The organism is Leadbetterella sp. DM7 (assembly GCF_040829825.2).
In the GTDB taxonomy this organism is placed as follows: domain Bacteria; phylum Bacteroidota; class Bacteroidia; order Cytophagales; family Spirosomataceae; genus Leadbetterella.
Window position 1 is genome coordinate 388,856 of the sequence record NZ_JBFOLH020000001.1, and the last position, 24,461, is coordinate 413,316.

General features: G+C 49.4%; 24 protein-coding genes. 14 read left to right on the forward strand and 10 right to left on the reverse strand.

The features are described from left to right. From AB2U10_RS01640 to AB2U10_RS01665, 6 genes are read left to right on the forward strand one after another with little or no spacing between them, the layout of a single operon-like run. Window positions 1-990: a stage II sporulation protein M gene (locus tag AB2U10_RS01640; RefSeq protein WP_367914458.1), complete on the forward strand. Its 990-nt coding sequence runs from the start codon at window positions 1-3 to the stop codon at window positions 988-990. Then, on the forward strand, window positions 984-1,646 hold the full coding sequence (locus tag AB2U10_RS01645; RefSeq protein ID WP_367914457.1) for a DUF4129 domain-containing protein: 663 nt from the start codon (window positions 984-986) through the stop codon (window positions 1,644-1,646). Before AB2U10_RS01640 ends, AB2U10_RS01645 begins: the two co-directional genes overlap by 7 nt. Continuing rightward, a complete protein-coding gene (locus tag AB2U10_RS01650) occupies window positions 1,639-2,829 on the forward strand; it encodes a DUF4350 domain-containing protein (RefSeq protein WP_367914456.1) in 1,191 nt (396 codons plus the stop codon). Before AB2U10_RS01645 ends, AB2U10_RS01650 begins: the two co-directional genes overlap by 8 nt. Then, entirely contained in the window at window positions 2,826-3,803 is a 978-nt protein-coding gene (locus AB2U10_RS01655; protein ID WP_367914455.1) for an AAA family ATPase, read from the forward strand. Before AB2U10_RS01650 ends, AB2U10_RS01655 begins: the two co-directional genes overlap by 4 nt. Then, the gene (locus tag AB2U10_RS01660; protein ID WP_367914454.1) at window positions 3,803-5,122 is read left to right on the forward strand and encodes a DUF58 domain-containing protein; all 1,320 of its coding nucleotides are present in this window, start codon (window positions 3,803-3,805) and stop codon (window positions 5,120-5,122) included. The genes AB2U10_RS01655 and AB2U10_RS01660 overlap by 1 nt, the downstream gene beginning before the upstream one ends. Before the next feature lie 35 nt (window positions 5,123-5,157). Beyond that, on the forward strand, window positions 5,158-6,015 hold the full coding sequence (locus AB2U10_RS01665; protein ID WP_367914453.1) for a hypothetical protein: 858 nt from the start codon (window positions 5,158-5,160) through the stop codon (window positions 6,013-6,015). Here AB2U10_RS01665 and AB2U10_RS01670 read toward each other — a convergent pair whose 3' ends face one another. The 3 genes from AB2U10_RS01670 to AB2U10_RS01680 form a co-directional block, all read right to left on the reverse strand. Then, window positions 6,016-7,572, reverse strand: a complete 1,557-nt coding sequence (locus AB2U10_RS01670) for an Rne/Rng family ribonuclease (protein WP_367914452.1) — start codon at window positions 7,570-7,572, stop codon at window positions 6,016-6,018. 284 nt (window positions 7,573-7,856) lie between these two features. Further along, window positions 7,857-8,597, reverse strand: coding sequence for a tetratricopeptide repeat protein (locus tag AB2U10_RS01675; protein ID WP_367914451.1), 741 nt, complete (start codon window positions 8,595-8,597; stop codon window positions 7,857-7,859). A 74-nt stretch (window positions 8,598-8,671) separates the two neighbouring features. After that, window positions 8,672-8,959: an HU family DNA-binding protein gene (locus AB2U10_RS01680; RefSeq protein WP_367914450.1), complete on the reverse strand. Its 288-nt coding sequence runs from the start codon at window positions 8,957-8,959 to the stop codon at window positions 8,672-8,674. A gap of 180 nt (window positions 8,960-9,139) precedes the next feature. On the opposite strand from AB2U10_RS01680, the gene mutY reads away from it, so the two are divergent. Further along, entirely contained in the window at window positions 9,140-10,147 is a 1,008-nt protein-coding gene (mutY, locus tag AB2U10_RS01685) for an A/G-specific adenine glycosylase (protein WP_367914449.1), read from the forward strand. On the opposite strand, the gene AB2U10_RS01690 is transcribed toward mutY, so the two are convergent. Next, a complete protein-coding gene (locus AB2U10_RS01690; RefSeq protein ID WP_367914448.1) occupies window positions 10,144-12,654 on the reverse strand; it encodes an OmpA family protein in 2,511 nt (836 codons plus the stop codon). The genes mutY and AB2U10_RS01690 overlap by 4 nt on opposite strands. Before the next feature lie 181 nt (window positions 12,655-12,835). Between AB2U10_RS01690 and argH the strand changes: the two genes are divergently transcribed. After that, window positions 12,836-14,200, forward strand: coding sequence for an argininosuccinate lyase (gene argH / locus AB2U10_RS01695; protein WP_367914447.1), 1,365 nt, complete (start codon window positions 12,836-12,838; stop codon window positions 14,198-14,200). Between the two features lie 13 nt (window positions 14,201-14,213). Here argH and AB2U10_RS01700 read toward each other — a convergent pair whose 3' ends face one another. Next, on the reverse strand, window positions 14,214-15,188 hold the full coding sequence (locus tag AB2U10_RS01700) for a polyprenyl synthetase family protein (RefSeq protein WP_367914575.1): 975 nt from the start codon (window positions 15,186-15,188) through the stop codon (window positions 14,214-14,216). A gap of 345 nt (window positions 15,189-15,533) precedes the next feature. On the opposite strand from AB2U10_RS01700, the gene hisH reads away from it, so the two are divergent. The 6 genes from hisH to AB2U10_RS01730 all read left to right on the forward strand — a co-directional run bounded on the left by hisH (window position 15,534) and on the right by AB2U10_RS01730 (window position 22,012). Continuing rightward, the gene (gene hisH, locus AB2U10_RS01705) at window positions 15,534-16,130 is read left to right on the forward strand and encodes an imidazole glycerol phosphate synthase subunit HisH (RefSeq protein WP_367914446.1); all 597 of its coding nucleotides are present in this window, start codon (window positions 15,534-15,536) and stop codon (window positions 16,128-16,130) included. Window positions 16,131-16,177: 47 nt separating this feature from the next. Then, on the forward strand, window positions 16,178-16,903 hold the full coding sequence (gene hisA / locus AB2U10_RS01710; protein WP_367914445.1) for a 1-(5-phosphoribosyl)-5-[(5-phosphoribosylamino)methylideneamino]imidazole-4-carboxamide isomerase: 726 nt from the start codon (window positions 16,178-16,180) through the stop codon (window positions 16,901-16,903). Beyond that, window positions 16,893-17,648 (forward strand): imidazole glycerol phosphate synthase subunit HisF, encoded by a 756-nt coding sequence (hisF, locus tag AB2U10_RS01715; protein WP_367914444.1) that lies wholly within the window; start codon window positions 16,893-16,895, stop codon window positions 17,646-17,648. Before hisA ends, hisF begins: the two co-directional genes overlap by 11 nt. Before the next feature lie 114 nt (window positions 17,649-17,762). Continuing rightward, complete coding sequence (lon, locus tag AB2U10_RS01720) at window positions 17,763-20,222, forward strand: endopeptidase La (protein ID WP_367914443.1); 2,460 nt, start codon at window positions 17,763-17,765, stop codon at window positions 20,220-20,222. A 104-nt stretch (window positions 20,223-20,326) separates the two neighbouring features. After that, entirely contained in the window at window positions 20,327-21,022 is a 696-nt protein-coding gene (locus tag AB2U10_RS01725) for a hemerythrin domain-containing protein (RefSeq protein ID WP_493820078.1), read from the forward strand. A 48-nt stretch (window positions 21,023-21,070) separates the two neighbouring features. Continuing rightward, the gene (locus tag AB2U10_RS01730) at window positions 21,071-22,012 is read left to right on the forward strand and encodes a glycosyl hydrolase family 18 protein (RefSeq protein ID WP_367914441.1); all 942 of its coding nucleotides are present in this window, start codon (window positions 21,071-21,073) and stop codon (window positions 22,010-22,012) included. Window positions 22,013-22,143: 131 nt separating this feature from the next. Here AB2U10_RS01730 and AB2U10_RS01735 read toward each other — a convergent pair whose 3' ends face one another. From AB2U10_RS01735 to AB2U10_RS01755, 5 genes are all read right to left on the reverse strand, one after another. Further along, window positions 22,144-22,656, reverse strand: a complete 513-nt coding sequence (locus tag AB2U10_RS01735; RefSeq protein WP_367914440.1) for an SRPBCC family protein — start codon at window positions 22,654-22,656, stop codon at window positions 22,144-22,146. Then, window positions 22,646-22,978 (reverse strand): ArsR/SmtB family transcription factor, encoded by a 333-nt coding sequence (locus AB2U10_RS01740; protein WP_367914439.1) that lies wholly within the window; start codon window positions 22,976-22,978, stop codon window positions 22,646-22,648. Before AB2U10_RS01740 ends, AB2U10_RS01735 begins: the two co-directional genes overlap by 11 nt. Window positions 22,979-23,515: 537 nt before the next feature. Beyond that, window positions 23,516-23,818: a hypothetical protein gene (locus tag AB2U10_RS01745; protein ID WP_367914438.1), complete on the reverse strand. Its 303-nt coding sequence runs from the start codon at window positions 23,816-23,818 to the stop codon at window positions 23,516-23,518. A 1-nt stretch (window position 23,819) separates the two neighbouring features. Beyond that, window positions 23,820-24,185: a hypothetical protein gene (locus AB2U10_RS01750; protein ID WP_367914437.1), complete on the reverse strand. Its 366-nt coding sequence runs from the start codon at window positions 24,183-24,185 to the stop codon at window positions 23,820-23,822. A 15-nt stretch (window positions 24,186-24,200) separates the two neighbouring features. Next, window positions 24,201-24,461 carry an Imm32 family immunity protein gene (locus AB2U10_RS01755; RefSeq protein ID WP_367914436.1) on the reverse strand — a complete coding sequence of 87 codons (261 nt, stop codon included), beginning with the start codon at window positions 24,459-24,461 and terminating at the stop codon, window positions 24,201-24,203.

Consider the following 24,461-nt stretch of genomic DNA (forward strand, 5'->3'; position numbering starts at 1 on the left):
GTGAGAGAAAGCACATTTATAGACCGTAACCGATCCAAATGGGAAGAAATTGAGGATTTTGAAAAGAAAGATCCCGACGAAACGGCATCTGATTTTGTGGAGATCATCAGCGACCTCTCGTATGCGCAAACCCGGTATCCCCACAGCAAAATCAACAGCTACCTGAACCACCTGGCCATAAGCACGTACCGGTCGGTTTACCGGGCTAAAAAAAAGCAGCCCCTGCTTGAGTTCTGGAGAACCACCTTTCCGCTGATCCTGGGTAAAAACAGGAAAACCCTATGGCTGGCTTCCGCCCTTTTCCTGGCCTTCTGTACCCTGGGAGCGGTATGCGCCAGCCTGGAACCTGAATTCGTGGAATCGGTCATGGGCAGCGAGTACATTGCCATGACAGAAGAAAACATTGCCAGTGGAGAACCGTTCGGTGTTTACAATACGGAAAACCCCATGCAGATGTTCTTCAGCATATTGGCCAACAACCTGTTTGTAGGATTGCTGGTGTTCATTTCCGGGATATTTATGGGCATAGGATCGGTTTACCATACCTTCAAAAATGCCATTATGGTGGGCAGCTTCTTTCATCTCTTTTTCCGGGCAGACCTGGGTTTCAACGCATTGGTGGTGATCGGCCTGCACGGCACACTGGAGCTCATGGGTCTGGTGCTGGAATGCATGGCCGGCATGATCCTGGGGCTCAGCGCCCTGTTTCCCGGTACACTAACCCGCCGGCAGGCCTTCCGTAAAGGACTGAACCAGTCGGTACGCATCTACCTGGGCACAGTTCCGTTTACTCTCATCGCCGCATTTATAGAAAGCTACATTACCCGCTACGGAAGCGACGGCCTTACATCCGGCAATGCACTGCTGACCGCCCTGCTTCTCCTGGTTTTTGTACTGAGCTGGATGATCCTTATCTGGTACTTTTTTATTTATAGCCGCCGCGTAGCCCGCTCCGTGCCCGATGGCCTGTATCAGAATACGTTATGGTGAAACAGCTTTTTCTCTTCCTGCTGATCGTATCGGGCGCCGCTTCTTTCGCACAGCGCCCCTCAGAAGACGCCCAAAAGCTTAAAAACAGCCGGCGTGACCTCTGGTATGCCGACAGCAGCTTTGCCCGGTCAGACCAAAACAAGGATACAAATGAAGGGGCGGCCACCCAAAAGAGAACGCCCGACTCCCGCATGCTTAACAAAATCACGGCTGTGCTCGGCGGCCTCGTCGGCGCCCTCATACTGGGTGCGCTGGGCTATGCTTTTTATACCTTTTCAAATCCCGGAAAGAAAAAACAAAAAAAGGAAAAAACGAAAGCCCCGGACAGCCCGGCCATTGAAACCGCCGATGCCCTCCACCAAACCGATTTCACCGCTCTTATACAGGCAGCCGAAACCCGGAACGACTACCGCCTGGCCCTGCGTTATCATTATCTCCGCCTGCTGCAGGAGTTTTCCAGGCAGGGCCTCATCCGCTATGAAAAGAATAAAACCAACCGGCAATATGCCGAAGAAATAAGACATCATAAATGGGGCCCTGACTTTCAACTGGCCACCCGTTATTACAACTTTGTCTGGTACGGAGAATACCCCCTCCACGAAGACAGCTACCGGTCGCTGGTTATCCACTTTAACAAAATGCTTCCGTATGAATAAGTGGGCATACCTCCTGTGCGGCATCGGGCTGGTAGCGGGCATCTTTCTCATTACCCGGGTTTCCCGTCCGAAATCCTTTGACAGAACCATCAGCTACAGCCCGAAAACATTCCGGCCCTACGATACCCGCTTCTTTTTTCTTACGCTGAAAAAGAATACCCGCCTGGCCACCAACACCCGTATACCGGGAGGGAAACGTTTCTCCGGTACCGGTAAAACCTACGTGGTCTGCAGCCCGTACTTCCTGCCTGACGTAAACGAAAAAAACAAGATCCTGCAGTTTGTGTCGCAGGGAAATACCCTTTTACTGAGCAGCTTCGACATAGCCCCTCATTTCCTGAAAACCCTGAACATCCAGGGACAGTCGCTCATAAAACCCCTTAAGGCCACCGATGACTCGCTGAAGATTGTATGGAATACCGGGGAAAGCTGGGCTTATCCCGGTTCTGCGGCCGGGCCCGGCCTGCTCCTGTCTTCATCGCATCCGGCGCGGATCGTAGCTTCTGACGGACGGAGATTCCCGGCACTTATCCGGATAAGCTACGGCAAAGGAACCATCTGGCTCCAGAACCAGCCCATGGCTTTTTCCAATTATTTTCTCCTGCACAAGAACAATTCCACCTATCTCGACAGGATAATGGAAGAACTGAACCTCAGCGGCGCTACCCTGATCTGGGATAACTATTACCCCGGCCTGAAAAGTGCGGCCGACCGGAAAGCCCGCCAGAAGAGCAACCCTCCCGAAGGCAAAAGCTTCTTTGTGGAAATGGTCAGGAGGCATCCGCCGCTGCAATGGGCCGTGTTTACCTTTCTGGCGGGAACCCTGCTCTTTGTTTTCAATTACGCCCGCCGGCTCCGTCAGCCCGCTGAGCAGCTGCCTGACACAGAAAACACCTCGCTTGAGTTCACCAAAGCCATTGCCGGCCTGTACCGCGAGAACAAAGATAATGCCGCCATTGCACAGAAGATCCGCCTGCAGCTGCAGGATCACCTTCTTAATGCCTACAAAATACCGGCTCACGACCTGACCCCGGAAAACGCCGGTGCCATCAGCCGGAAAACCGGCAAGCCGCCGGAAGATATCACCCGGCTGGCCGAACTCCTGCCCCGGCTGCAGGAAAAAGTTTCTGATAAGACATTGACTGAATTTTACAGACTTGTTTATAAATTTATATACAAATGACAGAACCGTTGTTCAATAACCGACTGGAGCTTACAGAGCTGAACGAGGCCGTCAGCCAGATCAAAGCTGAAGTAGGAAAAGTGATTATAGGCCAGGAGCAAAACCTCGACTTCCTGTTGATCTGCCTTCTCTGCCACGGCCATGCCCTGTTGGAGGGGGTGCCGGGTGTAGCCAAAACACTCACGGCCAAGCTGCTTTCCAAAACCGTTAACGGCTCTTTCAAGCGGCTGCAGTTCACCCCTGACCTCATGCCGTCCGACATCCTGGGCACCTCTGTATTTAACCCCAAAACACTGGAATTTGAATACAAAGCCGGCCCGGTTTTCTGCAATCTCATTCTTATTGATGAGATCAACCGTTCACCGGCCAAGACCCAGGCAGCCCTTTTTGAGCTCATGGAAGAACGCCAGGTGACCATAGACGGTCACACCTATTTTATGCCGGATCCCTTTGTGGTGATTGCTACCCAAAACCCGGTGGAGCAGGAAGGCACCTACCGCCTGCCGGAAGCTCAGCTCGACCGCTTCCTGATGAAAATACAGGTAGGGTACCCCGGCCGCGAAGAAGAGCTGGACCTCTTGCGCCGTTTCAACACCCACCTCCAGACCGACCTCTCCGCTACCGTCAACCCGGTGATATCTACCCAAAGGCTGGTAGAATTACGAAACCTGGTGCACCGGGTGCTGCTTGAAGATCATCTTCTGAAATTCATTGCCGACCTTATCCATGCCACGCGCAATCATAAAATGATCGAGCTGGGCGCATCGCCCAGGGCATCGCTGGCGCTTATGCATGCGGCCAAGGCCATGGCAGCCATTTCCGGGCGCGACTTTGTGCTGCCCGAAGATATAAAAGCAGTAGCCATGCCCGTGCTATCGCACCGGATTGTGCTCACGCCGGAAGCCGAGATGGAGGGCATTACCGAAGAAGAAGTACTGAACAGCCTGCTGTCAGGCATTGAAATTCCCCGGTAATGCTGAAACGGGTTTATCTGACATCCATCACCTTTTACCTCATCGGGCTGGCGGCCGTGCTGTTTATGTTCGGGCTGTTGTATGATATTTCCTACCGGCTGGGTTTCGGGGTACTGATAACGGTGGTGATCCTCATTATACGGGATATTTTTCTCCTGTTTATTGTGGGATCGCCCGTTGAGTTCACCCGCCGGACCCCGCAAAAGCTCAGCAACGGCGATCCCAACCTGATAGGGGTGGAATTCAGCAACCCCAACTCCCTGAAGCTGCGGGTAAAGCTTATTGAAAACCTGCCGTACCAGCTTCAGACGTTTGATTTCGAAAGAAACTACCGGCTGGCTCCCGGTGAAACCCTGAAAACGGCTTATGCTGTTACACCCCATTTACGCGGTGAATACACCTGGGGATCGGCGGTGCTGCTTACCCGGCCGCAATTCGGGGGGCTGCTGGCCCGGAAAGAAGAATTCGATACCGGGCAATCTGCTCCCTGCTATCCTTCATTTATGCAATTTGCCCACCTGCAGCTGAGCACACAGGGCCATAAATCTTCGCCAAACGACATCCGGAAAATCGGGCAGAGCCTGGAATTTGAGCAGATCAGAGAATACGCCACCGGCGATGACCACCGGCATATCAACTGGAAAGCCACGGCCCGGCGCGGCCAGCTCATGCTCAATCGCTACCGGGATGAGCGCAGCCAGGATATTTATTGTGCCATAGACATGGGCAGAACCATGAAAATGCCCTTCCACCACCATACCCTGCTCGACTACGCCATCAATGCCGCCGTGGCTCTCTCAAAAACCATTATTGCCACCCACGACAAAGCAGGTATTCTGGCCTTTGCCCATGAGAAGAACGAGTTTCTCCCGCCCGCAAAAGACTGGCGGCAATTCGGCAGGATCAACGAGTTTCTTTATAAGCTGGAAACGGGCTTCCTGGAATCTGATTTCGAGCACCTTTACAAGTTTGTCCGGGCCCATATCCGGCGCCGGAGCCTCATTATCCTGTTTACTAATTTTGATTCGGAAAACGCTTTGAAGCGTAATTTTCGTTATATAAAAGATATGGCCCGGCACCACCTGCTGGTAGTGGTTTTCTTTGAAGATTCACAGGCCCGTGAGCTGGTAGAAGCCGAAGCAGCTGATATCACAGCCATTTATGAAAAAGCGGTAAGCTTTGATAAAATGCACAAAAGCCGCCTGCTGGCGCGTGAGCTGCGGAAGGCCGGTATCCGTACGGTTCTGAGCCCGCCTGAAAAGCTGGGCGTTCAGGTCATTAACGAATATCTCGGTATTAAAAAACAGCAGATACTTTAACCAAAATACGTATTTTTGCACAAAAACAAGTCTGTATGGTAATAAAAACACTTGCTTTCCTCCTGATTACTACGATTGCTTTCGCCCAGGCACCCATTGGTGCCGATACCCTGATGAAAAGCTATGCCATCAAAACCCGTACCCAGCTGGCCTGTGACGCCAACGGGCAGAACTGCAAACCCGAAATCATCTCTCATTACGACAGTACGGGCTGCCTGATCTTAAAAGAAACGTTTGCCGGTGATACCCTGGCCGAAACCAACCGGTATGAATACAATACCGCCCGCCTGGCCCGTGCGGTATACACCACTTACGGCCAAGGCAACGAGTTTCTTAATATCAAATACATTTACGACGGCCAGAACAACCTGATCAGCTTCCAGGCCTGCTATCCCGGCGGGAAATGCGAGCCTTTTGAAAAATACCGGTACCGGCCTGACGGGAAGCTCCTTTCCAGGACCCGCTACCGCGACGGTAAATATTTTTACGAATACCAGCACAAATACAACCGGCAGGGCAATAATACCGAAGTGCTTATTCTCTCCAATGACTCCGACTCCGGAGAACGGGAACTCAAAACCTATGACGCCAAAAATCACCATATCCGGTCGAAATGGATAGATTACAGGGGCGAAGAGATCGACAATGCAGAATATACCTACGATGAGGCCGGCCGGCTGATAAAAGACAAATGGATCGGCGGATTAAGCACGGAAAAATTATACGAATACGATGCCCTGGGCAACAACATCAGATATACTTCCATTGACTATAACGGGCAGGTAGATGACCTCCGGGAAATGACCTATGAAGGGCGCCTGATCACCAGGCGCGTCCGGTATGACGGGGCAAAAATTATACATTACTGGAAATTTGAATACGAAAAATGGTGATCAGCTGTGCAGCTCAAATTCTTCCCCGTTTTTATCCAGGAAATGGTATTCCATAAGCCCCAGCGTAGAATCTTTGATCAGGTTAATCCACCTTTTGTATTTGAAGAACCAACGCATCTGCCGTGAGATGAGACCTTCTTTGTAATAAGCGTAAACAAACGGATGCACCATGATGCTCACCTTCGGCTCGTTCTGCTTCAGCAGCAGGTGCTCCAGGTGATTTTCGATCTGGTCAGTTACCGAAATGCTGGCCTGGATAGTTCCCGTACCGCCACAGGTAGGGCAGGTTTCGCGGGTATCCACGCTGATCTCGGGTCTTACCCGCTGACGCGTGATCTGGGAAAGGCCGAATTTGGAGATAGGCAGAATGGTGTACTTGGAGCGGTCGCCTTTCATCTCTTCGCGGAGAACCTCGTGCACCTCTTTCTTGTTCTCCACTTTCTTCATGTCAATGAAGTCTACCACCACAATCCCGCCCATATCGCGTAAACGGAGCTGGCGGGCAATTTCCACTGCGGCTTCCTTATTCACATTCAGCGCGGTGGCCTCCTGGTTCGGCTCGGAGCTGGCTTTGTTCCCGCTGTTGACATCAATAACGTGCAAAGCCTCGGTATGTTCAATGACCAGGTAACCGCCGCCGGGCAGCGTAACCGTTCTTCCGAACAGCGACTTGAGCTGCTTTTCTATACCGTAGTGCTCAAATATTTTTGATTTCCCCTGGTGGAGCTTAAGAATCTTTTCTTTCTGGGGAGCAATAGAGTGCAGCAGGCTTTTGATCTTATCGTACGACTCGCGGGTATCTACCACGATCGAATCGAAGTCATCGTTCAGCATGTCTCTCAGGATAGAAGCGGCCCTGTCCATTTCCGAAACCACGCGGTCACGCGGCATGGCATTCTTCAGCGCCTTTACGCCGTTTTCCCACTTCTCAATGCAATGCTCCAGGTCGCGCCGCAGATCTTCCACATCCATATTCTCAGCCACTGTGCGCACAATCACCCCGAAGTTCTCGGGTTTCACGGAAGACATCAGCTTATGCAGGCGCTGCCGCTCCTGCTTGCTGGTGATTTTCTTCGAGATGTTAATGGAATTGCTGAACGGAACCAGCACAATGTACCGGCCGGCTATGGAAATATCGCACGAAAGCCGTGGCCCTTTGGAAGAGATAGGCTCTTTTACCACCTGGGCCAGGATAGGCATATTCTTGCTCAGAACATCACTGATCTTTCCCTGCTTTTCAATCTGGGGCTCAGGCTTGAACCCTTTCAGGCGGGGGCTTACCGGGCGTTTGGCAATCACATCTTTCGTGAAACGGATCAGCGAAAGAATATTCGGGCTCAGGTCATGGTAATGCAGAAAAGCATCCTTTTCATGGCCTATATCAATAAATGCCGCGTTATTGCCGGAAACTACCTTTTTAACCGTACCAAAATAAATATCACCTACCGCAAAATGATGTTCGGTCTCATCAATGTGGTACTCAATGAGCCGCTTATTACGGACTAAAGCAATACGGTCTCCCTTAGGGGTGGCGGATATGTATATCTCGTTACTCAAGTTCTGAGAAAGGAACAGGGACTAACAAAGTAAAGATACTACTATCTTGAATAAAACGATACCAGTATTCAAAATTTTAATAAAAAAAGTAAGCGGTACAGAAACCGCTTACCTCCTACTGACTACGTAGTATATAGCTGATTATTTCTTCTTATGACGGTTCTTTCTCAGACGCTTCTTTCTTTTGTGAGTAGCCATCTTATGTCTTTTTCTTTTCTTTCCGCAAGGCATAATCTTATTATTTTAAATATCTGAAATCTTTTTGGGACTGCAAAAGTAATAATTTATTTTAAATTATTCAAAGTTTTTCTTACTTCATCTTTTACAACCGGGTCAATATCTTCATCCAGCAGCTCATTTAACAGAGTTTTGGCGTCTGCTGTTTTTCCTAACTCGATATAACTGTACGCCAGCCCGATCTTGCCGTCCATGTTTTTATTGTCAATGCGCAATACTTCTTTAAAGCGCTCTGCCGCCTTATCGTACTGTCCTGACTGCATGGAGAGTTTGCCCAGGCTGATAATAGCCGGCAGGTAGTTGGGCTGCTGTTCCAGCACCTCCCGCAGGATGGTGATGGCCCGCATGGGGTTCGACGAATTTACGTAGGTAAGCGCCGTATTGGTCCGGGCGTGCAGGTTAGACGGGTCAAGCTTCAGGGCCTGGGCATAGGACTCCCGGGTTTTATCGGCCAGCTCTTCTGCCCTGGCGGCATTCAGCGTCAGCGTAAATGCCTGGAGGTAGGCGTCACCCGAGCGGAGCCAGTTTTCCACACCGGGATTCCCGATAGCGATCTGCTCAAAATAGTAGGCAGAGCTGTCAAAAACAGACGCTTTGTAGAACATTTCACCCAATTCCCGGTAAGCGTTCAGAGGGTTCGCGTCTGTAGCATATTTTTGCCTGATCCCGGCGGCCATGCGGCCGGCCTCAGGGTTCATGGTGTGGGTATCCCCTTTATTTACTTCGGGGGTATCGGAAGAAACGGCCTTAACCTCATCTTTTACTACCGTTTTAGGTCTGCTGATCAAAAAAGCAAAGCACACAAGTGCCACACCTGAAAGGATCAGAAAATGTAATCTGGGATTAAGGCCGTTTTTCATCATTAAATTTTCACATTCTTTTTAACTTCTTCCACAAACTCTTTGGATGGTTTGAAGCTTGGGATAAAATGAGCAGGTACCGTAACCGTAGTTTTCTTAGAGATGTTACGCGCTTTTTTCTCCGCTCTCTTTTTATTGACAAAACTACCGAATCCTCTTACATAAATAGCCTCGCCTCCCGATAATTGTTCTTTTACTGTTTCGAAAAACGCCTCTATCGTCGCTGAAGTGGCAGCTTTATCTACTCCCGTCTTTTCCGAAATAATTGAAATTACCTCTGCTTTCGTCACGATTAAAATTATTTAAAAGTTAAAAAAAATACGATTATTTTTACCGTCTGATTAGTATAAGACTGCAAAGATAATTTATTGGCCTTAATAAGCACAATATTTATCATCTTTTTTAAAATAAATATTTAATTATAAAGCAGTTAAGCAACCTTTTCCGAAAGAACTGCCTGCACCCTGGGAATGATTCAAAATAAAATTATATCGTGGTATCTGAAGAACAAGCGAACTTTACCATGGCGAAATACACAAAATCCATATTTTATTTGGCTTTCTGAAATTATACTTCAGCAAACCCGTGTTGCCCAGGGGCTGCCCTACTACGAAAAATTCACCCGGAAATACCCTACCGTGACCGACCTCGCTGACGCTGCCGAAGAGGAGGTTCTGAGGCTCTGGCAGGGGCTGGGCTATTATTCAAGGGGACGTAACCTGCACGCCACTGCCCGCCATATTGCCTATGAGCAGGCCGGCCGCTTTCCCGGTTCTTTCGATGCCCTTACCCGGCTTAAGGGGATCGGGCAGTATACCGCTGCCGCCATTGCTTCTTTTGCGTTCAAAGAAAGCGTTCCGGCCATTGACGGAAATGCGATCCGGGTGATTGCCCGGTTATACCGTATCGATAAACCGGTGGATATGCCTGCCACTCTGCAGGAGATCCGGGAGATCTCTGCCGGGCTCATTGCTACTGTAGAACCCGATCTTTATAACCAGGCCATCATGGAATTCGGAGCCATGCTCTGTACACCCAAAAATCCGAAGTGCGATATCTGCCCCGTGCAGGCGGAGTGCCTCTCTTTCCCGCAGAAAGATTTCCTGCGTATTCCGTATAAATCCAAAAAAACCAAAGTCCTGGAACGCAGCCTCCATTACCTGGTTCCGGAACACGGGGGGAGCTTCTTCATGAAGCAGCGAACCGGTGCTGACATCTGGAAAAACCTGTTTGACTTTCCCGAAGTTTCCCCGGAAGAGCTTCCCGGCCTGCTTCAGCGCCTGGGCGCCGACCCGGCCTGTACCTCCGCCCCGGTGACGCACCTCCTTTCGCACAGGAAGCTGACCATATATTTTACCACCTGTACCGTTCCCGGCCGGGACATCCCGCTGGAAGGCGCCTGGTTTACGGCAGAAGAAGCCGAAAAGCTGGCCAAGCCCAAGGTGATCGTTGATTTTTTATCTGCCTGTACCGGTTAAATCTTTTCCATCCGCAGCACCCGGAATTCCGTACGGCGGTTCCGGGCATGCTCGCTCTCGGTACACTGCACCCCGTCACCGCATTTATTCAGCGGCTCGGTTTCTCCCATTCCCATTGCCCTGATCCTGTCTTTGTCAATAAAACGGGCCAGGAAATTCCGTACTTCTTTTGCCCTCCGGTCTGATAAGAGCTGGTTGGCCAGCGCGCTCCCGCGCGAGTCGGTATGGGATTTCACTTCAATGACCATATCAGGGTATTTCTTCATGACCTCTGCCAGGCGCGTCAGCTCGCTGCGGGCCGCCTGGTTCAGCTTATAGTCATCGGCAGCGTAGTAAATATTTTCCAGCCGTATTACATCACCTACCTTATATAGCTTACTGTTAAAAAGGCTTGCACTTACGGGGCGGGTGATCTTTTTACCAAAAAAAGTTTTTCTTACCACTTTCTCTATGAGGTCGCGGCTCACAGCATACCCGTCCTTTACTGATACCAGGTCGTAATCGCATTCCAGGTCACGGGTAAATTCTACGGTACCGTCGCTCCGGGTCATCATTTCCTCTACCCGGCCGTCGCATCGGCTGATCCACCTCACCCTTACGCCGGGCAGCGGGGTACCGTTACCGTCGGTCACCACGGCCCGGAACGAGGTGGTATGCCCCACCGTCCATTTATTGATCAGGCGTCCTTCTTTACGGCTGACGGTTACACTATCTTTTCCGGGCAGCACGGCAGCTGCCTTCTTCAAGGCCACCACCAGGGTGTCGGGCTCAAAGTCAGACGACAGGGAATTGGAATAGGCTACCGACCGGCTTTCGTAGCCCTCCTGCTCAAAACCGAACATAAACTGCTGATCAGCCTCCAGGCACAAAGCGGCCATGCCCTGTTTGCCCGTGGTGGCACGGGCTTCTGAACCGCCGGTTTCATACCGGAATTGTACATTCTCCAGTACCCGGTTATCACCTGCATCACGCACCAGCACCACCAGGTCGCGACAACCGTACAGCGGCCCGGTACGTGTAAACCGGTAAATATCATCGTCACTCCCGCCTCTTTTGCGGTTGCTGCTGAAATAGCCGGTGCGCCGCTCGTTGTCGGTTAGAATTCCGAAATCGTCATATTGCGAGTTCAAAGGTGCGCCCAGGTTCCTGACAGGAGAAACGACCGCGTGCGTGACCGGGTCTATCCGGGCAACAAAGAGATCGAGTGAGCCCAGGCCGGGCAGACCGTCAGAAGAGTAGTACAGGTTGCCTGCCCGGTCAAGAAACGGGAACAGCTCATCTCCGGCCGAATTGATCCTGGGCCCCGCATTGACGGGGACACCCCACCGGCCGTGGGCAAATACGACGTAATAAATATCGGTTCCCCCGAAACCACCGGGCATATCCGACACAAAAAACAGCAGGCGCCCGTCTTCACTGATCGCCGGGTGGCCGCAGGAGTACGCATCGCTGTTAAACGGAAGCGGCTGGATATTCGTCCAGTCTTTCCCTTTTCTTTCAGCAGAAAAAAGCTTCAGCCGGGTAATTTCTTCCCCTTTGATCTTGCTCCACAGGGTGCTGTTGGCGGGTGGGGCGTTCCGGGTAAAAATAATCTTGTTGCCCTTATCGTAAAACACACAGGGGCCTTCGTGATACTTGCTGTTGATCTTTTTGGAAAACCCGACCGACGGTACCGTAGGAGCCTCCCTGTATCCTTTTGATCCCGATATCATTTCACTCCCGGTGTGGCCTATGGTAACGGCGTCATTAGATGTAGGCGGGGTGTAGTAGTCTTTTCCCAGCGCATCCCGGCCGCCTGCCGTTCCGTACGCGCTGGTATTGCTCCCGCCTACCCCGAGAACGGCCCCTGAAGGTTCTTCCTTGTGCAGAAGCTTCTCATCTTCCACATAATAAAGGTCCAGGAAATTGGAATTGTCCCAGCTGAACACCCGTTTGATGCTCCTGTTCTGTGTTCTGCCCGACACAAACACCAGCCCGTCTTTATAATATACGGGACTGAACTCCGGGAAACCCGAATTCAGGCCGATATACTCTACCTTATAGCTTTCCTGGTTCCGCAGCAGCGGCTCAGGGCGGGCATACAGCCGGGCAAATTGCCGGCTCCGCTTATCACTTTCATTAAATTCAAGGTATTTCTCCCAGAAAAAACGGGAGTCCTGGTATTTTCCTACGGCAGCCAGTACCTGGGCAAACCGTTTGTAGGCATTGAGGTCATCGCCCTTCAAAACCGGTAGCGACTGCAGGGCATCGTGGTATACCCGCTCGGCGTTCCCGTTATCCCTGGTAAAATAATAGGCTTCGGCCAGCCCCAGCCGGGCTCTCAGCAAATCGCGGTCATTCAGGTCTCCGGGCCGCTTCAACAGGCTTTCATAGGCTTCAATGGCCCCGGCATACGACAGGTTTTTACGAAGATCTTCAGCCCGCTTCAGGGTTTTTGCCGTACCCTGTGCCCATGCCGGTTTCCCGCACACTAAGAAGAAAATAAGCAGGGGGACGACCAACCTCATTTACAGGATATCAAATATTCTCAAAAAAATAAATTTACAGCAAAAATCATGCCTCGCGGCGCAAATCTGTCCGCCGAAACGCTTCCTGCCGCAACCGCGAAGCCCTTCCGCCTATATTTCGGGAAACTTCTTCCTTCTGCGCCTATTTTTTACCGATATTTGCCGAAAAAATACGAGCATTTTGAAACTTTGGCAGAAAGACGGATCGCAACCGACCAACCGGCTGATTGAATCTTTTACAGTAGGAAAAGACAGGGAACTGGATGTTTTGCTGGCCCCCTTTGATCTTCTCGGCTCCATAGCCCATTCCATTATGCTGGAAAAGGCAGGTCTGCTGGAAAGCGGCGAGCTGAAGCAGATTCTTGAAGAATGTACGCGCATTTTCCGGGAAGAAATAGAAACCGGCCGCTTTGAGATAGAAGAAGGAATAGAAGATGTGCATTCGCAGATCGAATTCATGCTCACCCGGCGCATAGGCGACACCGGCAAAAAGATTCACAGCGGGCGATCCCGTAACGACCAGGTGCTCGTAGACCTGAAAATGTACTTCAGAGACCGGGTGGAGACCATCGTTACCCGGGTTTCAAAACTTTTTGACACGCTTCAGCAGCGCAGCGAAGAACACAAAGCCGACCTCCTGCCGGGCTATACCCACCTGCAGATCGCCATGCCTTCTTCTTTCGGGCTCTGGTTTGGCGCTTATGCGGAAAGCCTGGTCGATGACCTGACCGTTTTGCAGGGCGTTTATCGCATTATCAATAAAAACCCCCTGGGTTCGGGAGCCGGTTACGGATCGGGCTTCCCGCTCGACAGAAGATATACCACCGAGCTCCTGGGCTTTGATGACCTGAACTATAACGTAGTGTATGCCCAGATGACCCGGGGCAAGGTGGAATTTGCCCTGGCGCAGGCTCTCGGGCTGTTTGCCGGCACGCTGTCGCGCCTGGCCATGGACGTCTGCCTGTACAACAGCCAGAATTTCAGCTTCCTGCTCCTGCCGGAAGAAATGACCACGGGCTCAAGCATCATGCCCCACAAAAAAAACCCGGATGTAGCGGAGATCCTGCGCGGTAAAACCAACCGTCTGAAAGGCCTGGCCACTGAAATTGCCTTTGTACAATCTAACCTGCCCTCCGGTTATCACCGCGAGTTCCAGATCATTAAAGAGGTGCTGCTCCCGGCACTCGACGAGTTCGCGGAATGCCTCGAAATTGCCGAATTTATGATCAGTCGTCTGCGTGTTAAACCTGACCTCCTGGAAGACCCGAAATTTGACCTGCTTTTCAGCGTGGAAAATGTAAACCGGAAAGTAGTGGAAGGCATGCCCTTCAGAGACGCTTACCGCACTGTGGGCAACGAGATCGAAAACGGAAGCTATGTGCCTTTGCGCAACCTGAACCATACCTTACTCGGGAGCATCGGAAACCCCGCAAATGAAGAGATCCGGGCAGCTATGAACCAGGTGATTTCCGGTTTCTGCTTTGAGAAAACGCACGCTGCGTATGAGAAGCTTCTTAGCTGGGTGGTTAAAACAAGTCATCAGTAAACCAGACAGAAACTCACTTCTTCCGGTCTATGGTAAATTGAACCAGGCCCCTTAACGAAGTCTTATACCGGCTTTCCGGAAACCCGTCCATAATCTCAAAGGCCTCATCCACATACCTTTGCATCACCTGCGTAGCATATTCCATCCCGCCCGACTGTTTCACGAATTCAATGACCTCCGCTACCTTTTCGGGCTTGTTCGAATGGTTTTTGATCAGGTTGATGATATGCCTCTTGGTACTCCAGGTTGCTTTATTTAAGGCAAAAATCAGGGGCAGGGTCATCTTCTTCTCCTTGATGTCAATGCCGGTAGGCTTACCGATCTCGTCTGTACCGAAATCAAAAAGATCATCTTTGATCTGGAAGGCCATACCGATCTTCTCGCCCAGCATACGGGCCTTTTCTACATCGGCCTTGTCCCGTTCTGCCGAAGCCGCACCCACCGCGCAGCAGGCAGCAATCAGGGTGGCCGTCTTCTGCCGGATCACTTCGTAATATACTTCTTCGGTAATATCAAGCTTCCTGGCTTTTTCAATCTGCAGAAGCTCGCCTTCACTCATTTCCCGCACGGCTGTGGATACAATTTTCAACAGCTCAAAGTCTTCATTCTCCACGCTCAGCAGCAGCCCTTTGGCCAGCAGGTAGTCGCCCACCAGAACGGCGATCTTATTCTTCCACAAGGCATTGACAGAAAAAAAGCCCCGCCGGTAATTGGCCTCGTCCACTACGTCATCATGTACCAGCGTAGCTGTATGAAGCAGCTCAATCAGGGCTGCTCCCCGGTAAGTAGATTCCCGGATCCCGCCCAGCGCCCCCGCCGTGAGGAATACAAACATAGGCCTGATCTGCTTTCCTTTCCGGTGAATAATATACTTCATGATCTGATCAAGAAGCATAACATGGGTTTTCATGGATTTCCGGAACTTCTTCTCAAAACTCTTCATTTCCTCCACAATGGGAGCTTGAATGGCATCAATGGTAATGGGCATAAGAGCCTGCATACGTAAGTTTTTCGTGAAAATGCAGGCACAAACATATTGATTTATTGTTCAAATACCTAACACGCAGCTAAATTAACTCGCTTTCCGCTCCCGGGATATGGCTATCGCTAAACCCGCAAAGGCATGCTGCCTCCTGATTGACCGCTCCCGCCGTACCGGTTTACTGCTTCCCGCCAAAAACACCAGAAAAATCTTGATTTCCCGGCTAAAAACTCCTATCTTAGCATCAAATATTAATTGATTTTAATATTTTAAAGATTTTTTCCTGACAAATTTAGCATCAAAATATACCCGGCTTTTTGTCGGGTTTTATTTTTGCTCACATAAATACCCATGAAGGTTCCCGAAGTAGCAATTATCAAATACAACGCAGGTAATATCCGCTCGGTCATGATTGCCCTCGAAAGGCTGGGCGTGAACAGTGTGCTTACCGATGACCCCGAAGAGCTGGCCGGAGCGAAACGAATTATTTTTCCGGGAGTAGGAGAAGCCGGAACGGCCATGAAAAGCCTCCGGCAAAAAGCGCTTGACCGCCTTATCCCTACCCTCACGCAGCCTTTTCTGGGCACCTGCGTGGGCATGCAGCTGCTCTGCCGCTATTCGGAAGAGAGTGATACAACCTGCCTGGGCATCTTTGACCTGGACGTAAAGCGCTTTGTGCCCGCTGCGGGCGAGAAGATCCCGCAGACAGGCTGGAACCAGATTTCCGGGTACCGTACCCCTCTGTGCGACGGTCTTAAAGAAGGTGCCTTTGTGTATTACAACCATGGCTATTACGCCCCGTTAAGCCCGTACACGGTAGCCGAAACCGACTACATTCACCCGTATTCGGCTATTCTTCAGAAAGATAATTTTTTCGCCTGCCAGTTTCACTCCGAAATCAGCGGCGCCGTGGGCGAGCAGATCTTTAAGAATTTTTTGAAGCTGTAAATCTGTTTTTTTGTTTTTTCGTAAAGTCGTTTTCACAAAACCACCTCATGATCCAGATTATCCCGGCCATTGACATCATTGACGGAAAGTGCGTCAGGCTGACGCAGGGCGATTACGCCCGGAAAAAGATTTATAACGAGAATCCGCTGGAAGTAGCGCTCAGCTTCCAGGATGCCGGCATTCAGCGCCTGCACCTGGTAGACCTTGACGGCGCCAGGGAAAAACACATCGTCAACTATAAGGTACTGGAAAGCATTGCCGGCCGGACCCGGCTGAAAATTGATTTCGGCGGCGGCCTGCAGTCAGACGAAGACCTGAAAGTGGCTTTTGAATCAGGCGCAACCCAGGTAACCGGCGGCAGCATAGCCGTGAAGGCGCCCGGGGTTTTCCTTGGCTGGCTGGAGAAGTTCGGCAACGACAGGATCATCCTGGGGGCAGATGCCCGCAACGGCACCATCGCGGTTTCCGGATGGCAGGAAGACAGCGGAATTTCCCTCTTTGAATTCCTGGAAGGATATGTATCGAAAGGTATTAAATACACCATCAGCACTGACGTATCCAAAGACGGCCTGCTGCAGGGACCTGCCACTGATCTTTATCGGGAAATGGGCGAAAAATTTCCCGGACTATCCGTTATTGCCAGTGGAGGGATAAGCCAAATGAGCGACATCCGGGCCCTGGATGCCCTGAATATTTACGGCGTGATTGTAGGAAAAGCCCTCTACGAAAACAGGATTTCCCTCAAAGAAATAGAACAATTTTATGCTGACTAAACGAATTATCCCCTGCCTGGACATCAAAGACGGGCGAACCGTAAAAGGAACCAACTTTGTTAACCTGAAAGATGCCGGCGACCCCGTAGAGCTGGCCCGGATCTACGCCGGCGAAGGGGCCGATGAGCTGGTATTTCTCGACATTACCGCCACGGTTGAAAACCGGAAGACCCTGCTGCACCTGGTTGACCGCGTGGCGCATGCCATAAACATTCCTTTTACGGTAGGCGGCGGTATTGGCAGCGTGGCCGATGTATCGGACCTGCTCCAGGCCGGAGCCGACAAGATCTCGGTTAACTCCTCTGCTGTCAGGAACCCGGAGCTGGTGGCCGGGCTGTCGCAGGAATTCGGCAGCCAGTGCATTGTGGTAGCCATTGACACCCGGTATACTTACGGGCAGCACCGGGTACATACCCACGGCGGCCGGAAAGCCACTGAACTGGAAACCGTAGCGTGGGCCCAACGGGTAAATGAGCTGGGCGCCGGTGAGATCCTCCTGACCTCTATGGATGCCGACGGCACCAAAAACGGCTTTGCCCTTGAAATCACCTCCCGCATCTCCCAAAGCGTGAGCATCCCGGTGATCGCTTCCGGCGGTGCAGGCACTATGGAGCATTTCTATGACGTGTTTACAACCGGGCATGCCGATGCCGCACTGGCAGCCAGTATCTTTCATTTTAAAGAAATTGCCATACCCGATTTAAAAAGCTACCTGCTGAAAAAAAATCTGCCCGTAAGGTTTTAAAAAACTGCCATTTTGCCATTATATTTATCCATGGCATAGGGTTTGACCGTTATATATACCGCACAGTGCTTACCATTTAATGTGCCAACAGGACAAAAACCAAAAAAGAAGCCAATGCTAGACTTTGATCAGGCCGGGTTATCCGGTAAAAATATAGAAAGTGTGGAAATGATCGAGATCAGCTCACCGGAAGAGGTGATTAACGATGAAAAAAATCTCCCGGCCATTCTCTCCATACTCCCTTTACGGAACACCGTTCTTTTCCCGGGTATTGTTATCCCGGTTACGGTGACCCGTACCAAAGGCATTAAACTCGTAAAAAAGGCCTATAAAGGCGACAAGACCCTGGGTATTCTCTCCCAGATCAAACAAACCAGTGAAGAACCGGCAGGTGAAGACCTCTATAAGGTGGGTACCATTGCCAATATTCTGAAAATGCTCGTTCTGCCTGACGGAAACGTCACCATCATTCTCCAGGGACGCCGGCGGTTCAGGGTAGAAGAATATATCCAGGAAGAGCCGCATCTGCGGGCGCGGGTGGAGTATCTTCCCGATAATTTCCCCAACCCCAAGAAAAAAGAGACCAAAGCGCTTACCCAAAGCCTGAAGGAAGCCGCGGTGAACCTCACCAACCTGAACCCCGAGATCCCGAAAGATGCCCAGATAGCCATCAATAACATTGATTCGCTGGTGTTTCTTACGCACTTCCTTTCTTCCAACCTGAACGTGGCATTATCAGACAAGCAGGTGCTTCTCGAAACCCTTGACGGCTACGAGCATGCTACCCGACTGCTGGAACATATGCACAAGGAAATAGAAGTGCTGGAGATCAAGAAAGACATCCAGAGCAAGGCCTCTTTTGATATTGACCAGCAGCAACGCGAATACTACCTGCGGCAACAGATCAAGGTATTGCAGGAAGAGCTGGGCATGGACTCTCCCGACCAGGAAGTGGAGAAGCTGCGTGCCAGGGGCGCCAAGAAGAAATGGCCGGCCGATACCAATGAGCATTTCAACCGGGAGCTGAACAAGATCATGCGTACCAACTCCATGTCGCCGGAATACGGTATAGCGCTAAGCTATGCGGAATTGCTGGCCGACCTGCCCTGGAATGAGTACAGCAAAGACAATTTCTCCCTGAGCCGCGCCAAAAGAATTCTCGACAGCGACCACTTCGGTCTTACCAAAGTAAAAGAAAGGATACTGGAATACCTGGCCGTGCTGAAGCTTCGCAACGACATGAAAGCGCCGTTGCTCTGCCTTTACGGCCCTCCGGGGGTGGGAAAAACCTCGCTGGGGAAATCCATTGCCAAAGCGCTGGGCCGCAAATACGTGCGGATGGCCCTGGGCGGCCTTCACGATGAGGCGGAGATCCGCGGTCACCGCAAAACGTATATCGGCGCCATGCCGGGAAAAATCATCCAGAATATCCAGAAAGCCGGCTCGGGCAACCCCGTTTTTGTGCTTGACGAGATCGATAAAATTTCCCGCGATCTCCGGGGGGATCCGTCGAGCGCCCTGCTCGAAGTACTGGACCCCGAGCAGAACAGCGCGTTTAAAGACAATTACCTGGAGGTGGAGTACGATCTTTCGAAAGTGATGTTTATTGCTACGGCCAACTCGCTCGACACTATTCAGCCGGCCCTTCGTGACAGGATGGAGATCATTGAGCTGAGCGGTTATACCGTTGAAGAAAAGCTGGAAATAGCCAAACGCCACCTGCTTCCCAAACAACTGGAGCTCCACGGCCTGAAGTCTTCCGACCTGAAACTGAACAATGCAGCTCTTGTCAGGATCATAGAGGGCTACACCCGTGAATCGGGTGTCAGAAGCCTCGAACAAAAGATCGGCAGCGTGGTACGGAAAATTGCGAAGTCGGTAGCCCTGAATGAGCCGTACAATACCAGCCTGACGCCCGCTGACATAGAAACACTTTTGGGAAACCCCGTTTTTGACAAAGATTTATACGAAGGAAATGAGTTTGCCGGTGTGGTCACCGGCCTGGCCTGGACACCCGTGGGCGGCGATATTCTCTTTATTGAATCGAACGTAAGCCGGGGCAAAGGACAGCTCACGCTTTCCGGGCAGCTGGGGGATGTCATGAAAGAATCGGCCATGACCGCTCTTTCGTACCTTAAGGCGCATGCAGAAGACCTCGGGATCGACTACCGCGTATTCTCCAACTACGACCTGCATATTCACGTACCCCAGGGCGCCGTACCGAAAGACGGGCCCTCGGCCGGGATCACCATGCTTACTTCCATGGCCTCGATCTTTACGCAACGGAAAGTAAAGAACAACCTGGCCATGACCGGAGAGATCACGCTGCGTGGAAAAGTGCTTCCGGTAGGCGGGATCAAAGAGAAAATTCTTGCGGCCAAACGGGCCAACATCAAAGAAATCGTGATGTGCTACAAGAACCGGAAAGACGTGGAAGAGATAGGAGCAGAATACACCAGGGGCCTTACTTTTCATTACGTCAACTACGTGGAAGAAGTGCTGGAAGCAGCCCTGCTGAAAGAAAAAGTAAAAAAACCGGTTATTTTTATGTACAAAGAGGAGGACAAAAAATAATCCGGTCCTCCTCCATACGAAAAAATACCCCTACCGGAAAACTGATTGTTATCATTGTTTTTTTATTTCAAATACCCTAACTTTGAGATAAAAGCGAAGCAGTTATGACACAATCCGAAACGGTGCAATCTCTCATTGAATCGTCAAAAATCTATCAGATGGTCACTGAAAGACTGGATCTGATTGAAAACGAACCTCTGAATTTTGAGTCGGAGCTGATGGAGCTCATCCTCGAATTCTACAGCAATGACGAGTCGGAGCTTCCTGTTGAAAAGCTCCGGAAATTCTCTATGATGCAGGTGATGTACTACCTTCAGGCCTCGCATAAGCTGTATATCTCCAAAACACTTCCGGAAATCGAGCAGTCTATGGCGCACATCCAGCGCCGGTACTACGATACACCGCAGGTCCTGGATGCGCTGGTCTTGTTCTTCAACCATTACAAAACCCATTTCCTGGAGCACATCCGGATGGAGGAAAGAGATTTTTTCCCCTACCTGAAAAAGCTCTATAATGCCTATACGGGTGACCTCAGCCGCGAAGAGGTGCAAAAGCTGCTCAACAACACCTCTATTGACCAGTTTATTGATGATCACGATGCCGTGGAAGATGAGCTCAGGCACGTATCTACCATTATACACGATTACTCGGCGTACGAGAGCATCCCGCTTCCCTTTAAAGTTTTTCTGAACCAGGTAGAGCTTTTTGAAATGGACCTCCGCAAGCATGCCATCATTGAAGATCATGTGCTGGTGCCCATGGCTCAGAAAATAGAAAAAGAACTTCGTGAGCGGTTTTAAGATCCGGCGCAAACCCCTGACCTTCCTGCCGGGAATTCCTTTGTACCTATGAAAACACTATTGACTGTCCTGTTGTTTATTTCAGCCTGTTGCCAGGCCCAGGATTTCAGGATCATCGGCTATTACATGCCCTCCAAAGACCCTATTCCTCTCCAATACTATACCCATATCAACTATTCGTTTGCCATACCGGCCAAAACCGGAGACACCCTGCTACCCCTGCGTAACCCCGAACATGCACGGGAAGTGATCAGCCGGGTTCATGCGCATAACAAACAAATATTTCTTTCGATAGGCGGCTGGGGAATAGGCGATGCCGGCGGAGACGATACCCGCTTTCACAAAATGGCCGAAACGGCGCAGGGCCGCCGGGCTTTCCTGGAAAGCACCCTGAAAATGGTCAGTGAATTCGGCTTTGACGGGGTAGACCTCGACTGGGAATATCCCGACGAAGACTCGCCCTCTGCTGATCAGTACGTGCTGCTGGTCAATGACCTGGCCGATGCCCTCCACAAGCAGAACAAGCAGCTGACCGCAGCGGTTATTTCTTACGGGAAAAAGGGGTACGGCATCAAAAAAGAGGCCTTTGACAAAATGGACTGGCTCAATCTTATGGCCTATGACGACGATTACGGCCCCGATTACGTCAGGGCCCATTCTCCCTACTCGCTGGCCCTGAAATCACTGGATTACTGGCTCAATGAGCGGGGGCTGCCTGCTCACAAAGCCGTACTCGGGTTGCCCTACTACTCGAAAAGAGGCATGGGCAATTACGGCCCGTCATACAAAGATCTCCTGAAAGACGGAGCCAGCCCGTACGACGACTACTGGAAAGGCGCTTTCTACAACGGCATTCCTACCATCCGGCTGAAAACCCGGCTGGCCCTGGAGCGCGGGCTGGGAGGTGTGATGATCTGGGAGGTACGAAACGACAGCAATGATGAATTCTCGTTGGGTAAAGCCATTTACGAGACCGTACAGCAGCGGTAGTGTAAAACAGAGCCCCCCCAACCTTTCTTATTTTTTTAACGTGCTCTTTCGGGGTAACTTTGATTATCTGCTAACTCTCAACATCATAATCCTGCAATAACAGTCCCTATGTATGCTTTTTATTTACTATCTCATTTTCCATTGTTCTTCAGGGTTAATAATACTTCGTCAAGATTTTCCAGTGCCATTGTAAATCCTTCTTTAAAGCCCATTTTTATCATCTCTTCAATATCTTCAAAGCTGTTGTGCGTTGAAATAATGGTAACAAGCGTTTTTCCGCCGGCTTCGCTAAACACATTTTCAAATCTGCCTTTCGGAAGTTCAGGATTGACAAATCCATTCTCATCACAAAAAACATCGGTGCCTGAAAAATATTCATGCAACGCAATTTTTTCAAAATCCTGCCTGCCCCAGTGCTTTTGATTTTCGGGAATGATCATTGCATACAACCAAAAACCGCCTTCACGAAAATCCATTGTTTTGGTTTCTGCTATGCAAGGTTTGGGGGCCCACCATTGGTCAAGGATTTCGGGATTTGTCCACGCTTCCCAAACCAATGCAAGGTCTGCTGCAAATTCACGTTTTACAACGATCGTGTTGTTCTCTTTGTTTACTACAAAGTCAAATTTTAAATTACTGTTCATTTTTTCTTGTTTTTAATGATACCAATACTTCATCAAGCTGGCTAAACCGTGCTTCCCAAATTTCGCGGAACTGATTAAGCCACTTGTCAATTTCCTTCATTTTATCAATTACGAGCTGATAATAAATTTCCCTGCCCTGTTGCTTTTGCCTCACCAACTCGCATTCAGTCAAAATCTGCAGGTGTTTGGAAATGGCTTGCCGTGTTGTGTCGAAATGTTCTGCAATGGCATTGGGAGTCATTGCCTGTAATGCAACGAGTGCGATAATGGCCCGTCTTGTCGGGTCGGCTATTGCCTGAAAAATATCTCTTCTTGTTTTCATTATGCAAACATTCAGTTGCAAATATAAATGCAATTATTTAGTCGCACATTTTTTTTATTACTTTTTTGATGTAATTAATGAAGGGAGGATAGAACAAGGTTATTTTGTTATATCCATTTTTGAAGCTAACCAGGTTATTCGGCTTTCAATTATAGGGCGACCAACCCGTTATGGCTGCTTTTTCACCACAATCCGGAATCAGTGGCCCCCTTTGGCCGGAATACGCACAATAAAAAGCCCGGAATTGCCGGGCCTTTTTTATTGTTATGGATTATAAATAAAATGATATTTATTTCTTTTTTGTATTTCGATAGACACAGTACAGTCCAATAAATAAATTCACCAATACGGCAAAGAAAATAATAAAGTATTGTTGGTTAGATAAACATGGCGAACAATCCGCTCCATCAAGACAAGGTTCGCACAACGGTTGATAATACCTAAATAACATCAGCAATACCAAGTCTATTAGTAAGAGTTTTAACAAACAACTCTTAATGATTTTCTTTATTAGGGGTATTTGTATTGATTTCATATCTAAAAATTCAGTTCAAATTTGTCTATCTGTTGTGGATAATCCCATATTACAAAAACAGTTTCTTCATTAGGATATTTATCAAAAATAAATCCTCTTAAATCATTCCCCTCAATTTCTACGCTAAATACTTCTTCAGAAGTTAATACTTTTCTAGCTTCTACAAAAAAACGGGAATTAGTCTTTATCCCATACTTCTTTTCTAACTGATAGGTTAATTCTGATAACTCATCACTGGAAACAGGTTCATAAATCAACTTTTTTCCTGCCTCCTTTGTAAATATATCTTCTTTAAATTTCTCCATTTTAATCAAAAATCATCCATATATCGTCATATTTGTCACTAAATATTGCTATTTCGGAAACAATCTCTGGATTAGAAGAGTTGAGATTGATTTCTATTTCTCCCTTTTCATTCTCAAATACGAGCTTCAGTGATTCATTTTCAATATGTTCTATTTTTGAAACAAGTAACCCGATTAATGAACATAATTTATTACGATATGCATCATGATCAATGGAGTACCTCCTATTGTCAATTATTATCTTGGGCCAAACATAAATTATAAAATACTTGTCATCAAAATGTAATTGTAAATAGTCTTGTACAAACTCAACAGAACTAAGTTGTTCTCCTATTAATTTTTCTCCTAAAATACAAACCTCAGCCATGCTACTAAAAAGGTACTATTTCTTTTCTACAATTAATTCAGATGAGTTATCTTCCAATGAATTATATCTATCAAAATGCAAATGGGTGTTAGAGGGAACACTATCTTGAGCTAAATTTATAAGGTGATTTGCTAAAGATAAAAGCCCTTCCTTATTCGCAACTATTATCACAACTCCATTGCTTTCTTGTACTTCAATCTCAAAACCATCTTCCCACTTATACTGGAAACCATCGTTAGCATTATATTCTGGTATTTTAACTTCTACTTTCTTCAT